The sequence below is a fragment of the Eubacterium ramulus genome (assembly GCF_003122485.1).
Lineage (GTDB): Bacteria > Bacillota > Clostridia > Lachnospirales > Lachnospiraceae > Eubacterium_I > Eubacterium_I ramulus_A.
Window position 1 is genome coordinate 1 of record NZ_JRFU01000177.1, and the last position, 15,618, is coordinate 15,618.

A 15,618-nucleotide genomic window follows, 5' to 3' on the forward strand; every position below is an offset into this window, starting at 1 on the left:
TCTTTTCAGAATCACTGCACTCTACACTCCGTTCCGGTCGGCGCAAAACACCATCCTTATCTCTGGAACAGACCCTTAATAAACGCGATCAGCTTTGCAAAAAATCCCTGCGCCTGATCTGTCAGCGCTGCCGTATCAATATTCAGTCCCATATCTTTTAATTTTCCATACAGGTTCTGTGCCTGATTTTTCAGGTTACCCCAGTCCAGATCCAGTCCCTGTAACTTTTTCAGAAGTTCCAGAAGCTGATCGATCTGATCCTGTGTCAGACTGACATTAAATTTTTCAGAAGCCTCATCAATGGCATCTTTGATCTCGGAATCAGACAGATTTTTACCGCCCACCTGATCTTTCAGATACGCAACCATTCCCGCTACCTCATCGGTATTTCCAGTCTCATTTCCAATGTCACCGGTTACGACGATCTCGTTGACGGCTCCGTCAATGACATCAGTATCTACCTGTTCTCCACTCATAACAGAATATGCTTTGATGGCTCCGATCAGCGCTGCGGTTCCCGACATATCAAACGGTCCCACAACGACAACATTGGCATCTTCCACGCCTGCGGTTGCCAGCGCATTTTCATACATGCTCGCGGTACAGTAATTGATATTTTTGGTTGTTACTTTGATACCGCTGCCTTTTTTCGCATCCATAACGGCTACAGAAGACAATGCACGGCTTCCGATATGATCATTGGTCACATAGGCATCCAGATACTGATGTTCTTCTGCGTTTGTGACTGTATTTACATTGCATTTTTCCAGATCCGCTTCTGTCAGTCCAAAATAGTCCAGAACCTTTGCTTTCTCATCTGCCCGCAGATCCGCACCAAAGGAAATATATGGTGTCTCACCGTCTGCGATCGTTACTTTTGTATCACTGTTACTGTCACTCTCACTGGCAAACGCTGTCAGGCATGTGCCAAGACTCATCACGACTGCCAGCATCAGCGCCAAACCTCTGTGTAATACCTTTCTTTTTTTGCTCATATTGAACCTCCGTTCCAGTCTGATATCTTTTTCTTTCTCAGACCTGTTGCAAAAAATTCTGCAAAATCATTATATTTACGGATCAAGCAGAAATTCCCGTTATTTTCAGTTTCACCCGCGGTGTCTCATAATAAGTATCAATCTCAGGATAATAAGTAAAATGCAGTGCCGCGTTGTGGACACAACGATTTGCCATCGTATCGTCTGCCACTACCTTACCATATTTTTCTTCCAAAGGTAACCGTAAATTGTCCGGATCTCCAAAATATACTGCCTGAACTTTTGCTCCGGATGAACTGTGTAATGTTAATTGTACCACACGTCCCGTTGGTCCGTAAATTTTCAACCGCTCGATCACCAGATTTCGATCCGCAAACACTGGTTTATCATTGCCTTTTCCGAATGGTTCCAGTAATTTTAACTGCTCGATCAGTGGGAATGTAATATATCCGATAGGCATCGGCACATCGATCACAACTTTTGCCTGTAATTCTTCTTCCGTCAGGGTACACACTTCATTCAATCTTCGGCGGAATGCCTCAATATTTTCCTCCGGCAGAGAAAATCCCGCTGCCATGGGATGTCCGCCAAACGAACTAAGCAGATCCGCACATTTATTCAGTTCTTCAAACATCGAATAACCCTCGATGGATCTGCCGGAGCCTTTCGCGCCTTCTTCCCCACGGGTGATTACCAGGGTCGGTCGATGGTATGCCTCCCGGATTCGTCCGGCTACAATACCTGCCAGACTTTCATGGCAGTCCGGCAAAAAGATGACAAACACCCGGTCGTTTTCATATCCGCCATCCGCGATCATCTGTTTTGCCACTTCTACGGCCTGCTCCGTCAACAGCTTCCGGCTGTTATTCAGATCCACCGCTTCCTGCGCCAGCACTGCCGCTTCCGCTTCTGACTCACAAAGCAGCAGTTTTAAGGCAATACGCGCGGTTTCCAGTCGCCCGGTGGCATTTAAGCATGGTCCCAGTCCGAATCCGATATCACCGGAACGGATCTCACCCAGTTTTCGATTACTCTGCAGGATCAGTGCCTTCATACCGATATTTTGTGTCTGATTTAACATTTTTAATCCCAGTTTTACCAGCACGCGGTTCTCGCCCTGCAGATCCATGACATCGCCTACTGTCGCAAAACCGGCATTTTCAATGAATCGATCTGCTTCTGACACCGGAATCCCTGCCTGTTCATATAATACCTGTACCAGCTTCCATGCCACCGCTGCGCCACAAAGCTTTTTAAACGGGTACTGACACGCTTCCTGTTTCGGATTTACAATGGCATCCGCCTCACTGATTTTTTCCCGGCGTACGCCATTTTCTTCTATGTAAGGCACCTCATGGTGATCGGTCACCACCACCGTCATGCCAAGTTCCTTTGCCAGATGGATCTGATCAATGGCAGAGATTCCGTTATCACAGGTCAAAATTGTGTTGATTCCGGCTTCTGCCGCCTGTGTGACCAGATGCTCGTTCATGCCATAACCATCCCTGATCCGATGTGGAATGACATAATCTGCCTCTGCTCCGATCCGTTTCAGCGCACAGTATAAAATGTACGTGGACTGGATGCCATCTATATCATAATCTCCAATAATTCGGATTTTCTTCTGTTCTTTTACTTTTTTCAGAATGATCTCGGCTGCCAGATCCACATCTTTGAGCAAATGCGGATCGATCAAATCCTTTTCATCCCCATGCAAGTAATACTCCATTTCATCCAGATCCGTCAGACCGCGGTTTCGCATGATCCGGGCAATCACCGGATCAATCCCGAAATGTTCACCGATTGCTTTAAAATCAGCACCTTTAGCTGATACAACCCACTTTTCTTTCAATCGTATACTCCTTTTTCCATCACTTTCATGATGTACGTAAAACTTTTCATGTAATTCAACAAAATGCACGGATCTGTTTTTTCCATAATTCATGTGCATCAATATACTACTTCCCACAAGGTCAGTCCCTGTGCCGGCATTGTCGGACCTGCCTCTGCCCGGACTTTTGACTCCAGGATCTCAGCTACATGCTCCGGCGGATAAACTCCGGTTCCCACATCCACCAGCGTTCCGGTCACAATGCGGATCATATTTTGCAAAAATCCATTTCCGGTATAAGTGAAACGGATTTCACCGCCGATTTCTTCTATGGAAATCTCATGAATCGTTCGCACCGTGGATTTCTTCATCTTCGCATTTCCGCAAAATGCCGCAAAGTCATGTTTTCCAAGCAGATATTCTGCTGCCTGACGCATAGCTTCCACATCCATGTGCCGCGTATCATGCAGCATGTATTTCCGTTCAAATACGTTTGGATATGCCGCGTTCCAGATCCGGTATACATAAGTCTTTTTCACGACGTTTAACCGGCTGTGGAACCGTTCTGATGCCACCCGCACCTCTGTCACTGCAATGTCTTCCGGCAGATACTCTGCAAAAAGCGCCAGCAGCTCATCACAAACATCTTCTGGTGCCTTTCCATCACACAACGCCTCCGGAATCCGAAAATTTGCCACCTGTCCACGGGCATGTACCCCTGCATCCGTCCGACCGGAACCATCGATTTCAATGGTGCGCCCATACCGTCTTGTTAAAATTGCCTCAATCTTGCCCTGAATCGTCTGATCCGTGGTGCGCTGTCTCTGCCATCCTTTGTAGCGGGTTCCATCATATTGAATATATATTTTGTAATTCGCCATAAATGTCCTCTTTGTCTAAGAAAGGGAGGTCGGCATGCACCAAACCTCCCCTTTTTCATTTTTCATTACAGTTCGCAGTTATTTACTGTTCTTGGGAACGGGATTACGTCACGGATATTGCCCATACCTGTCAGGTACATCACGCAACGCTCAAATCCAAGTCCGAAACCTGCATGTCTTGCAGAACCATATTTTCTCAGATCCAGATAGAAGTCATAATCTTCCTCTTTCAGTCCAAGTTCTTTCATTCTGCCAAGCAGTTTGTCGTAGTCATCCTCACGCTGACTTCCGCCGATGATCTCACCGATGCCCGGAACTAGACAGTCCATAGCGGCAACGGTTTTGCCATCCTCGTTCAGTTTCATGTAGAACGCTTTAATCTCCTTCGGATAATCCGTTACGAATACCGGACGTTTGAAGATTTCCTCTGTCAGATAACGCTCATGCTCTGTCTGCAGATCTGCGCCCCAGAATACTTTGTAATCGAATTTATCATTGTTTTTCTCAAGGATCTCGATTGCTTCTGTATAAGTTACATGACCAAAATCAGAATTTAATACATGGTTCAGACGGTCAAGTAATCCTTTGTCAACGAACTTGTTGAAGAATTCCATTTCTTCCGGCGCATGCTCTAATACATAACGGATCACATATTTTAACATGCTCTCTGCCAGTACCATATCGTCCTTCAGATCTGCAAATGCGATCTCCGGCTCGATCATCCAGAACTCAGCTGCATGACGGGTGGTATTGGAATTTTCTGCACGGAAAGTCGGTCCAAAGGTGTAGATATTTTTGAATGCCATGGCGTAAGTCTCACCGTTTAACTGTCCACTTACGGTCAGGTTGGTCGGTTTTCCAAAGAAGTCCTGTGTAAAATCAACGCTTCCATCGTCTTTTTTCGGCACATTGTTCAGATCCATGGTTGTTACCTGGAACATCTCACCGGCACCCTCACAGTCACTTCCTGTGATCAGTGGTGTGTGTACATACACAAAATCACGCTCCTGGAAGAATTTGTGAATTGCGTATGCGATCAGGGAACGTACACGGAATACTGCCTCAAAGGTATTGGTACGCGGACGTAAATGAGAAATTGTTCTCAGATATTCAAACGTATGACGTTTTTTCTGCAGCGGATAATCCGGTGCGGATGCGCCCTCGATATCAACGCTTTCTGCCTGGATTTCAAACGGCTGTTTTGCTTCCGGTGTCGGAACCAGTTTACCGGTTACGATGATGGCAGCACCCACGTTTAATTTGGAAATCTCTGCAAAGTTTTCCAGATGATCCCCATAAACAATCTGTAATGGTTCAAAAAATGTACCGTCATTTACGACGATAAATCCAAATTTTTTGGATCCGCGAACGGAACGTACCCATCCTCCGATGGTTACTTCTTTGTCAAGATACTCTTCTTTGTTTCTGAATATGTCACGAATGTTTGTCAGTTCCATAATCATTGCCTCCCAACTGTTAGCCCCTCAGCTAATTTCATCAATCTTTTTTGTTTTTTTCAAGTCGAACGCACGTGAGACTTGGTGCGTGATTCTGGTCAGCGTAAGCTGACATATTCTTCTCAGAATCACTGCACATTCTCGCGTAGCGTTTATCTCAGTCGGAGATTATACTCCGACTGAGATAAAACAGATCTTCACGATCCACTTTTTTCTAAAAGTATTACCTGCTGTCAGATTTTTACTCTGCATCTGCGGAGCTGTCATCTGCACCGGTAGAAGAATCAGAGGAAGATGTGTCTTTTACAGTTGTCTTTACGCTGTCCATAATTTTTGACAGTGCCTGATTCTCAGCGTAGCTTAATTTGATGTAATCCTCGCCACCGTACTCCTCATAAAATGCATCTCTGCTGTCAAACTTGTAGCTGGATACATACTGATCTACGAATGATTCAAAGCTCTTTTCTGAAATAGAGAGTTTCATATCTCTTACAATTGCTTCCAGGATCAGTTCCTGTTTCAGACTTTCTTCCATCGTTGTATCGATATCCTTATAAAACTCATCTTCTGTCTTACCGGTGTAATCCTCAAAGCTCTTACCACTGTCCTCTACAATCTTGTTAATACGATCTTTATACTCTGCGATTCTCTGGTCAAGCAGTCCATCCGGAATTGTAACTTCACACTCATCTAAGAGTTTTGCAAGAACCTCTGTCTGAACCTCCTGCATTTTTGTAGAGTAAACCTGCTGCTCCAAGCCGCTGCTTACCTGGGATTTCAGCTCATCAACGGTTGTGATTCCCTGTGTTCCAAAGTTTTCGCTGACATATTCATCGGTCAGATCTTCGTATCCGATATCTTTCTTTGTCTCAATACCGTTAATTGTTACTGTAAATACAACATCTTTGCCTGCCAGATCAGTATTAGAATAACTATCCGGGAATGTCAGGTTCAGATCTACTGTATCACCAACATTTTTTCCGATCAGACCATCCTCGAATCCATCGATAAAAGATCCGGAACCAATTTCCAGATGCTGTCCTGTTGCGCTTCCGCCGTTGAACTCCTCGCCGTCTACTTTTCCGACATAATCAATATTTACGATGTCACCGTTCTCTACGGTTGTCTTGTCAGTGGTCTCATATTCCGGATACATGGACAGCAGGTACTCAATGTATTCCTGAATCTGTTCATCGGTAATAGAATAATCCTGGGATAATTCTACCGTCATATTCATGTAGTCATTCAGTTTTACATATTTCTGCACTTTATAATCTGTTGCTTTCATCAGCTCTTTATAGCTGATCTGCACATCTTCTTCCTCAGCAGATACGCTAGTTCCTGTTTCTGCACCTTTCTGTCCACAACCGCCCAGTGTTGCAGAAGCGACCATGACTGCCATCAGTATCATTACAAGTTTCTTCTTCATCTTTTATAGTTTCCTTTCTTACGAACACGTTCTGTTCCATTTCTGTATTCTTTTCAGAAGACATCACTGCTTTTAAAGATACCATATTTCCCTATAAATGAAAAGTCATTCTTCTTAATTTTTTCTTGAGTTTTCATATAATCAATGATACAATAGCATACAGACTTAGTATTACTATCGACTAAAAATACCGATGAAGGAGGAAATATATCTGTGACAACAGCACATATCATTACACTTATTGTTGTTATTGCCGCTTGTGTTGGCGCAATCATCCTGCTCTATTTCATGGGCAAAAGAAATATGAAGAAACGTGACGAACAGCAGGCTGCCATCGACCAGGCTGCACAGTGGGTCAACATGCTGATCATTGACAAGAAAAAACTCCGCATGAAAGAGTCCGGACTGCCACAGCAGGTCATCGACCAGACACCGCGTTTTGCAAGACTTGCCAAAGTGCCGGTTGTAAAAGCAAAAGTTGGACCTCAGATCGTTACTCTGATTGCTGATAACCAGATTTACGATCAGATCCCAGTAAAAAAAGAAGTAAAAGCTTCTCTGAGCGGTCTGTTCATTTCAGATGTTCGCGGTGTACGCGGACCTTTGGAAAAACCGGAAAAGAAACGCGGATTCTTCGCAAAACTTACCGGACAGAAATAAGTTTGTAATGGAATACAGCATAACAAATAAAAACATCGGTGAATGGATTTCTGATCAATCCACTCACCGATGTTTTTTATTATCACATTTTTTGCTATGTATTGCGCTTACAATCTTTTTTTATTCTAAACATATTCATTCAAGTCGAACGTATGTGGGACTTGGTACACGATCCTGGTCAACATAAGCTGACATATTCTGCTCAGAATCACTGCCTTTTAATAATCTTCAATGTGGATCAGTTGTGTGGTATCCACACCATACGGCAAAATAGAATTTGCAAAATTCTTAAACTTGTTTGCCGCATCACTGACATAAAACTCATGCATCGCACCCTCATAAGATTGTTTGCCATCATTATTTAATCCGTCCCGCTCCAACAATGCTTTCAGCTCTCTGGCAGTCTCATATGCCGGATTTACCAGATTGACTTTTTCTCCCATGATCTGACGAAGCGTAGAGCGAAGCAATGGATAATGAGTACATCCCATGATCAGTGTGTCAATACCGGATTCCAGCAATGGCTCCAGATAACGGTTTGCCACTTCTACGGTTACCGGATCTTTTAACCATCCTTCTTCCACCAACGGCACAAACAACGGACATGGCTTGCCCAACACCTGAGCGTTTGGTTTATGGGAATGGATCTCTTTTGTATACAACTGACTTTCAATGGTACTTTCGGTAGCGATCACACCGATTTTTCCATTTTTTGTTACTTTTGCAGCTTCCTTTGCACCTGCTTTGACCACGCCAAGAATCGGAATGTCAAATTCCGGCTGCACAGTCTCCAATGCCAGCGCACTGGCGGTATTACAGGCGATCACGATTGCCTTTACCCCTTTGCTCTGAAGGAAACGGATGATCTGTCTGGAAAAACGGATGATCGTCTCCTGCGATTTGCTTCCATAGGGAACGCGGGCGGTATCGCCAAAATAAATGATGCGCTCCTTTGGTATCTGACGCATGATCTCACGCGCCACGGTCAGTCCACCCACACCGGAATCAAAGACGCCGATGGGTGAATATCTAAAATCCTGATTTTCTGCCATTTTTCTATCCTTCCTGTTTATTAAGAATATTTTTCTGTTTATTTGTAAATCGGTAAACACATTTCTGTGTGTTGTCTTTCTTATTGTTTGTATTTTTTCTTATTTTTTATGCCGTACATCTTCGCGGAACTTTTGTCTCAGTCGGAGATTGCGATAAAATCAGACTATCTCGGCTGCTTTGCCTGAACTTTTAAAGTCAGGGAACATTCTGCCAGATGTTCTTCCTCCACTTCCAGATCATACTCCAGATTCAGATGGATCATATCCTCTGACTCCAGCACACGGATCATTTTGGAATCAAATCCAAGCATCAGACTTCCATACGGTGTCTGATAAGAGGTACGTGTCTTCTTATCTCTCTGAAATATCATATGTACCCCGGATGCACCTTTTTTTGACAGGTCTACACTGTCATCGCCAATCTTTATCATGCATTTGGTTACTTCCGCAATTCCCTCCTGAACTTCTTCATAGAGAATATAATGTTTTCCGTTGCGGAAATAATATTCACCCGGTGTGACGGTTTCAATCGGCTCATCTGTCTCACCGTCTCTTTTCTGAATCCCGCAAATGGTAATCAATACATCTTTTGTCATATTTTGTCCTCATCTTCATATCATGCACATTTCCTGTTCTGACTTATCGGTCAGATCCTATTTTCAAACAACTATCTGCAAAGGAAACAACAGACTTCCTTTGTTTAACTTCCTTTTGGTCAAGCGGATATTCGCAATCCGCTTCGCTACTTGCTCATAACCGAATAACTGCTCCGCAGTTTATCAGAAGGAGCTTGCACTCCTCCTGATACAAGCAAGTCCCCACCCACTGCTTATTGCTTTTCGCAATTGAAGCAGGGGACTTACTTGATTCGGTTAAAATTGTGCTATCCCACATTGTAATCGTTTTTCCCTGATTATTCAAGCACGCGATTGAGAAATCCAAGCATTTTAAAACGCACCTTATAATTTCCGCTTTCCAGAACTGCTGCATACTCCTCCGGCTCCAGCACTTCCCGCAATTTTTCCCCTGAGGAAGCATCTACCTCATACATACTGTTTGCAAAACAGAGATTCGGGTACATGACGCACCACCAGTTATGCCCTTCCCCGGAACCGATCACAACCCGCAGTGCTTCATAGGTTCCGGATGGGAACGTATAATCACCGTAACTTTTTTCCGGAAATGCACAGGTTTCCAGCGCCGCATGTACCGGATAATCATAACCGTTTTCCCTGATCACATTTGCTGCACAGGTTTCAATTTCCTGCAGGTTTTCCGTCACCACATCAGTACTTTCTTCCAGTGAATCTGCATTTTGCAATTTTTCTGCCATCATGGTTCCGACACGGTCTCTGACGGCACATTTTAACGCCTGATCTGTCTGACTGTCGCTGTTTGCCAGCACATGAAACCGCAATACTTTCTGTGACATATCCCGCTGCAGCATGGCTGTGTGTATCGTTGTGGAAAGCAATACGCAGGCTGCTGCCGCCAGACATACTGCAATAAATCTTTTTTTCATGGTCTTTCCCCTGTTCTTTCTATACATAATTTTATAAAATAGCGCTCATCACTTATATCATCCAAGTCAACTGCTTATAAAATTTTCTGCACGATTCTGAGCAGTATAATCATACATTTTTTTCTTGAACTCACATTATATTCTCAATGAGCTTTATTCAGAGTCTTGCCATATTTTTCCAGTTTATTCCATAAACATTTTCCACAAACATTTATTCCACAAAAAGCCGGATTTTCAAATCCGAAAGATACTGCGCCGATTCCTCACGATACTGTTCCCACAGACTGCGCTCCTGCCCTGCCAGAAGCAGAAATGAATTCGCCAGATCCATGCCCGCTTCCTTTTGCTGCGTAGTCAGAAACGTCAGCAGACGGTCTGCCAGTTCCTGTTTTCCCTGCTGCCTTTGGTCTTCTTGATCTGCATCCCAACTCAATGCACTCACGGTACTATTTCCCCGAACCGTTACTGTCAACACCGGATATTGATTCCCTGCTTCATCCACCGCCGCCGTGATCTCACGCTCTGTCTGTACCTGTTCCAGCAAAAAACGTGTCCCATCCTGCATCGTAAATGCATAACGTTTCAAATTATTTTGCAGAAGCATCAACTGCTCTCCTTCCCGCAGTGACAGTTCTCCCATCGGCTGCAATCCGAACAACACACAAAAGCCACCGATCTGAGGCTTTTCTTCCGCATCCGAAATTTCCAGAACTGGCACACACAGCGTTTCATTCCTGCTGTAATACTGACTCATCAGCGTTCCCACCGTCACCTGCGCTCCCTGCCGCACATCTTCCCACTCCTCTAACAGATCTTCCAGATAGATACCAAGGGACTCCGGCAACTTCAGATCTTCTGAAAAAATATCCTTCAGCGGTTCTTTTGTCACCATCACATACGTATTCCAGGCTGCATCCTGTTCCTCCTGAAAAAAATGCAGTAATTGTTCTGTCCTGGTCGTATCTTCCAGAATTGCCTGATCCAAAATCAGCACTTTCAGGTGATTGAAATCCGCATTTTTATTGCTATTTGCTGACATCTGTTCCTTGCCGGTAAACAAATCCTGCCCTTTGCCATTCCAGAACACATCGGAGGACAGCGCATTTTCTGCTGCCTTGTCATCCTGCAGATCCGGATACGCCATATAGATTTCCAGATCATCCTCTGACGTTTTTTCCACGCCAAGTGCCAGCGGAAACGCATGATTTTCCAGTTCATTGGCGCCACATCCCGTCAGAAAAACAAGCCAGCAGATGATCATCATGATCCCAATTCCATAAAACAGATACCTCTTTTCGCTTTTCATGCCCTTTTACTCCTTCTATTTCTGCCTGATACGTTTTTTCAGACATTCCACGATTGCCTGCACCACCGGCAGAAAAAGCAGCAGCGGCACAACGAACCATACACAGACCTGAAACATGCGCTCCGCCCGTTCTGCCGAATGTAACAGCCATACTGCCAGCGCTGCCATTGCCAGACAGCAGATTCCCGTTGCCTTTGGTCTTCCCTTTTCAGAAAACAGCTTTTCCAAGGGTGCCGACGCATAATACAGCATTGAATTTAACAATGCAAACAGACAGAAAAGCCAGATTCCCATCATCAGCGCATCCTGCCGCTCCAGAAAGTTTCCCGGCAATTTGACCACCGCCATCAGATCAATGATTGGATAAGACAAATGACTTAACAAGCCCACCTGAAACACACCAAGTAAAATCAGATATATGATGGCGTTCCATATCACAACGGCACACAGACTCCGCCTTGTCGCCCGTAAAAGCTGCTTCGGTCTGCTACACTGACTTTTGCTGCGAAATGCCAGCAGCGACAATGAAAATATCAATACACATAACAAGATCCCTTTTCCAAAATTCTGCCAGGAAGTGTCTACCACCGGCGTCCAGTAATCCGTGCAAACGCCACTGCAGGCAGCAAGCAAAATGAAACCCAGGGGCAGTATCAAAATCCAAAAAAGCACCTCATATACACGAAGCCGGCTCTCCAGTCCTTTCCATAAGCCCCAGAATGCCGCACCTGTCAACGTCAGAACAATCGCCGCTTCATAGGATTTTCCCAACAATTGTTCTTCAATTAAGGTGGTCAGAAAATACATCACATAGGCGGCGATTCCAAGAAACGCACCTATATATATTACCATGGTCGTATTTTTCAATACTTTTGTATTGTAATATTGCTCACTTGTATCATTTTGTTTTACATTTGTATCGTACCGATTCCACGCAACAGACAACAGATAGGTCAAAACACCGCCAAATAAAATGGCAAATACACCATCTGTCCCGCACAGACGCGCCAGTGCCGGCGGCAGCAACAGCGTACTGAGCCCAAGCATTTCCAGAAAAAGCGCACGACTGATCTGTCTGGCAGAAACCTGTTGATTATCCGAAAAAATAATTCGATCCCGCATTGTTTTCCTCTACATCCTTCTGAAATCTTCTATTCCCGCTTTTCAACTTGACTTTTTTCCAAAGAACAATTCTTATTTTTCCCTATCGGTATTCGTATTTTTTCCCTGCTTTTTGATTCGTAACCGAATACGGTTATTTCTTTTTGCATAGATTGGACGTCTGTGCAACGACCACATAGGTGGACGCATCAATGTATCCTGTGCGTCCTTATATCCACTGAGTTCTGCCCCCACAACCGGCATCAGATACGGAATACCAAAGCTCTCCAGCTGCGCCAGGTGAATGAGCAGCACCAGAATTCCAAGCAAAAATCCATAAAATCCAAGCGCCGCTGCCAAACCGATAAAAGCAAATTTCAGCAGACGAAACGCTGTCGCAAAGTCTTCATTCGGAATTGCAAAAGAACACAGCGCCGTAAATGCCACTACGATCACCACCATGGGACTGACGATATTCGCATCCACCGCTGCCTGCCCGATGATCAGTCCGCCCACGATTCCAATGGTATTTCCCATGGCTCCGGGCAGACGTACCCCCGCTTCCCGCAAAAGTTCAAAAGACAGCTCCATCAAAAGAATCTCCACCACCCCCGGAAACGGAACGCCCTGACGTGCTGCTGCAAAAGAAAGCAACAGTTTGGTTGGCAGCAGCTGTGTATGAAAATTTGTCATTGCAAGATACAATCCCGGCAAAATCATAGACAACACCGATGCCACATAGCGCAATGCCCGGGTAAAAGTGGCAATCTCCCAACGGGTGTAGTAATCATCTGTTGTTTTAATAAAAGAATTATAATCCGTCGGAAAAATCAGTGCTTCCGGGGAATGGTCCGACAATAAGACTGCCCGTCCTTCCAGCAGTGCCATTACCGCCCGATCCGGTCGGCGGGTTGTCTGAAACTGTGGAAACGGCGAAAACCACTGGGTTTCCGTCAACTGTTCGATCACCCCGCTGTCCTGAACACCGTCAATTTCAAACTGACGCAAACGTTCCTGCATTTCTTCCACCACCGCATATCTGGTGATATTTTCCATATACAGAATGTCGACATTCGTGTTGCTCTGCCTTCCGCATTTGCATTCAGTTACTTTCAAATTTACCGACCGGAGGCGTTTTCGAATCAATGCCGTATTCTGCTTGATCGATGTGCCAAACCCTTCATTGCTTCCCCGCAATGCTTTTTCCGATTCTGTCTCCTGCAAAGACATCCCCGGATAGCCTTTGTCCGGAATCTTCAACGCCTGATCAAATCCATCCACAAAAAGAATCGAATCCCCCGTCAGCATTCCATTGGCAGCATCCAGTAAGGTAGAAAACGGTGTCGCATCCGACATACCAAGGGCATTTTTCTGTAAAGCGCTGCCCAGTTCTTCTGAAGACATTTCCTTCAATCGGGATAACATTTTTCCCAGTGCGGATTCCTGCAGCATATCTTTGCCACCTGTAATCTCGATATAACTTAAAAATGCTTTCACATCCATCTGTTTTCCCAGATACATCTCCCGCATTTTGATATCCGCACAGTCCGAAAAAAGCTGCTTCCACCAGGCAATATTCTGTTCTATGTCTTTGGAGACTTCTTTATCTTCTAACAGCTTTTCCTTTTTCTCCTGCATGTACTTCCCCCCATCCTTGGATCGATTTCCCCCGCTTACCTCTCCTTTTGATAAAGAGAAGTCTCCCGCAACTTATTGATTTGTACAAGAAAAGCAAAGAGACTTTCTTATATTTACCTAAAAAAAGAGAGCAGGTATCAACCTACTCTCTAGTCTGTGCTGTTTTTTGTGTTCTATTCTTCTAATTTTACTTCTTCTACTCCTGATCGCGAATGATCTTTTTCACTGCCTCTGCCTGATTATGAAGGTGCTTCTCCACATAAGCAACTGCCTGTTTCTGATCCTTTTCCTTCAGTGCATCATACATTCTATGATGCTCCTCGATCAGACGCGGGTAAATAGCTGCATCTTTCAGATATTCCACACGATAACGATACATCTGCTCTCTCAAATTGCTCAAAAGCTGCTGCAGTTTCGGATTGTTGGATGCTTTATAAAGAATCTCATGAAATTTGACATCTGCTTTTGCCATCTCTACAAACTGACCGGATTTTGTTTTCTCTTCAAAATCCTCCATAGCCACTTTCAGTTCCTGCAAAGCTGCCGGTGTAATATTTTCACAGGACAGGCGTACTGCCAATGCTTCCAGAGAAAGACGGATCTGTAATACATCTTCCATGTCTTTTTCTGTCATTTTCGCAACTTCTGCACCTTTTCTCGGAATGGTAACAGCAAGTCCTTCCTGCTCTAACATACGGATTGCCTCACGGATTGGTGTACGGCTTACGCCAAGCTTCGATGCAAGCTGTAACTCCATCAGACGCTCCCCCGGTTTCAGATCACCTTTCAGGATTGCACCACGCAATGTCTGAAAAACGACATCACGAAGTGGCAGATATGCATCCATCTGTAATTCCAAGTTGTCTGTCATTTTTTATTTCCCCCTCTTCTTCGCCGCTTATCTTCTATTATTATGGATATCGGATGTGTACACATTTTTTGCCAGTCCGGACTGTTTCAACGCTTCGTATGCCCGGCGGATTTCTTTCTCATTCGGGAATAATCCAAATACGGTCGGACCACTTCCACTCATCATGGCATTTAATGCACCATTCTCCAACATCAGTTTCTTAATATCCTCAATCACCGGATACATTGGAATCGTCACGGTCTCAAGGATATTTCCCATATGAGAAGCAACCCCTTTGAGGTCTTTTTGCTGAATCCCTTCCATCACACCATCAATATCCGGATGCTCCATGCCGTCATATAATTTCAAACCTTCATAAACTGCTTTGGTGGATACAGAAATCGCCGGTTTTGCGATCAGTACCGGACATTTCGGCATCGGCGGCAATGCAGTCAGTTTTTCACCGATTCCCTCTGCCAATGCTGTACCACGCATAATACAAAACGGAACATCTGCACCGATCTTCAGACCAAGTTCCATCAGTTTATTCTGTTTCAGGCCCAGATTAAAAATACGATTCATTCCTACCAGCACTGCTGCCGCATCTGAACTTCCGCCTGCAAGACCTGCTGCCACCGGAATGAATTTCTGAAGAACGATCCGCACACCTTCTTTAATCTGAAACTCATCTTTCATCAGTTTTGCTGCACGGTATACTAAATTATCCTCATTCACCGGCAGATAATACAGATTGGTTTCCACATGAATATGCGGAGATCTTGTTTTCTTGATCTCTACTCTGTCATACAGATGGATCGTCTGCATGACCATACGCACTTCGTGATAACCATCTTCCCGTTTTCCCAAAACATCCAGTCCAAGATTGATCTTGGCAA

14 protein-coding genes are annotated in these 15,618 nt (G+C 44.6%); 1 reads left to right on the top strand and 13 read right to left on the bottom strand.

The annotated features are described in order from the left end of the window. Positions 1-56 precede the first annotated feature (56 nt). The 5 genes from LG34_RS14430 to tig all read right to left on the bottom strand — a co-directional run bounded on the left by LG34_RS14430 (position 57) and on the right by tig (position 6,593). A complete protein-coding gene (locus LG34_RS14430; RefSeq protein ID WP_109216682.1) occupies positions 57-995 on the bottom strand; it encodes a DUF1002 domain-containing protein in 939 nt (312 codons plus the stop codon). Positions 996-1,077: 82 nt separating this feature from the next. Next, positions 1,078-2,847, bottom strand: coding sequence for a single-stranded-DNA-specific exonuclease RecJ (gene recJ, locus LG34_RS14435; protein WP_242979915.1), 1,770 nt, complete (start codon positions 2,845-2,847; stop codon positions 1,078-1,080). Between the two features lie 98 nt (positions 2,848-2,945). After that, the gene (gene truA, locus LG34_RS14440) at positions 2,946-3,707 is read right to left on the bottom strand and encodes a tRNA pseudouridine(38-40) synthase TruA (protein ID WP_109216683.1); all 762 of its coding nucleotides are present in this window, start codon (positions 3,705-3,707) and stop codon (positions 2,946-2,948) included. Positions 3,708-3,772: 65 nt separating this feature from the next. After that, the gene (gene asnS, locus LG34_RS14445; protein WP_109216684.1) at positions 3,773-5,164 is read right to left on the bottom strand and encodes an asparagine--tRNA ligase; all 1,392 of its coding nucleotides are present in this window, start codon (positions 5,162-5,164) and stop codon (positions 3,773-3,775) included. Positions 5,165-5,405: 241 nt separating this feature from the next. After that, a complete protein-coding gene (gene tig, locus LG34_RS14450; RefSeq protein ID WP_109216685.1) occupies positions 5,406-6,593 on the bottom strand; it encodes a trigger factor in 1,188 nt (395 codons plus the stop codon). A gap of 213 nt (positions 6,594-6,806) precedes the next feature. On the opposite strand from tig, the gene LG34_RS14455 reads away from it, so the two are divergent. Next, positions 6,807-7,253: a hypothetical protein gene (locus LG34_RS14455; RefSeq protein ID WP_109216686.1), complete on the top strand. Its 447-nt coding sequence runs from the start codon at positions 6,807-6,809 to the stop codon at positions 7,251-7,253. Positions 7,254-7,471: 218 nt separating this feature from the next. Here the strand turns inward: LG34_RS14455 and murI are convergent, their stop codons facing one another. The 8 genes from murI to ispE form a co-directional block, all read right to left on the bottom strand. Further along, positions 7,472-8,305, bottom strand: coding sequence for a glutamate racemase (gene murI / locus LG34_RS14460; RefSeq protein ID WP_109216687.1), 834 nt, complete (start codon positions 8,303-8,305; stop codon positions 7,472-7,474). Positions 8,306-8,469: 164 nt separating this feature from the next. Further along, entirely contained in the window at positions 8,470-8,901 is a 432-nt protein-coding gene (locus LG34_RS14465; RefSeq protein WP_109216688.1) for a DUF1934 domain-containing protein, read from the bottom strand. A 317-nt stretch (positions 8,902-9,218) separates the two neighbouring features. Continuing rightward, positions 9,219-9,827, bottom strand: a complete 609-nt coding sequence (spoIIR, locus tag LG34_RS14470) for a stage II sporulation protein R (RefSeq protein ID WP_109216689.1) — start codon at positions 9,825-9,827, stop codon at positions 9,219-9,221. A 211-nt stretch (positions 9,828-10,038) separates the two neighbouring features. After that, complete coding sequence (locus LG34_RS14475; protein ID WP_109216690.1) at positions 10,039-11,133, bottom strand: hypothetical protein; 1,095 nt, start codon at positions 11,131-11,133, stop codon at positions 10,039-10,041. A gap of 15 nt (positions 11,134-11,148) precedes the next feature. Beyond that, entirely contained in the window at positions 11,149-12,255 is a 1,107-nt protein-coding gene (locus LG34_RS14480; RefSeq protein WP_109216691.1) for a GerAB/ArcD/ProY family transporter, read from the bottom strand. 72 nt (positions 12,256-12,327) lie between these two features. After that, the gene (locus LG34_RS14485; RefSeq protein ID WP_109216692.1) at positions 12,328-13,872 is read right to left on the bottom strand and encodes a spore germination protein; all 1,545 of its coding nucleotides are present in this window, start codon (positions 13,870-13,872) and stop codon (positions 12,328-12,330) included. Positions 13,873-14,068: 196 nt separating this feature from the next. Continuing rightward, entirely contained in the window at positions 14,069-14,743 is a 675-nt protein-coding gene (locus tag LG34_RS14490; RefSeq protein ID WP_109216693.1) for a GntR family transcriptional regulator, read from the bottom strand. A gap of 27 nt (positions 14,744-14,770) precedes the next feature. Beyond that, positions 14,771-15,618: 4-(cytidine 5'-diphospho)-2-C-methyl-D-erythritol kinase (gene ispE / locus LG34_RS14495; RefSeq protein ID WP_109216694.1), on the bottom strand; the 848-nt coding region annotated here is incomplete at its 5' end.

Bases quoted from the DNA above. Each gene is read 5' to 3' on its own strand.
- asnS (WP_109216684.1), bottom strand. From the start codon at position 5,164: ATGGAACTGACAAACATTCGTGACATATTCAGAAACAAAGAAGAGTAT.
- LG34_RS14490 (WP_109216693.1), bottom strand. From the start codon at position 14,743: ATGACAGACAACTTGGAATTACAGATGGATGCATATCTGCCACTTCGT.
- murI (WP_109216687.1), bottom strand. From the start codon at position 8,305: ATGGCAGAAAATCAGGATTTTAGATATTCACCCATCGGCGTCTTTGAT.
- LG34_RS14480 (WP_109216691.1), bottom strand. From the start codon at position 12,255: ATGCGGGATCGAATTATTTTTTCGGATAATCAACAGGTTTCTGCCAGA.
- tig (WP_109216685.1), bottom strand. From the start codon at position 6,593: ATGAAGAAGAAACTTGTAATGATACTGATGGCAGTCATGGTCGCTTCT.
- LG34_RS14430 (WP_109216682.1), bottom strand. From the start codon at position 995: ATGAGCAAAAAAAGAAAGGTATTACACAGAGGTTTGGCGCTGATGCTG.
- truA (WP_109216683.1), bottom strand. From the start codon at position 3,707: ATGGCGAATTACAAAATATATATTCAATATGATGGAACCCGCTACAAA.
- spoIIR (WP_109216689.1), bottom strand. From the start codon at position 9,827: ATGAAAAAAAGATTTATTGCAGTATGTCTGGCGGCAGCAGCCTGCGTA.
- LG34_RS14465 (WP_109216688.1), bottom strand. From the start codon at position 8,901: ATGACAAAAGATGTATTGATTACCATTTGCGGGATTCAGAAAAGAGAC.
- LG34_RS14475 (WP_109216690.1), bottom strand. From the start codon at position 11,133: ATGAAAAGCGAAAAGAGGTATCTGTTTTATGGAATTGGGATCATGATG.
- LG34_RS14485 (WP_109216692.1), bottom strand. From the start codon at position 13,872: ATGCAGGAGAAAAAGGAAAAGCTGTTAGAAGATAAAGAAGTCTCCAAA.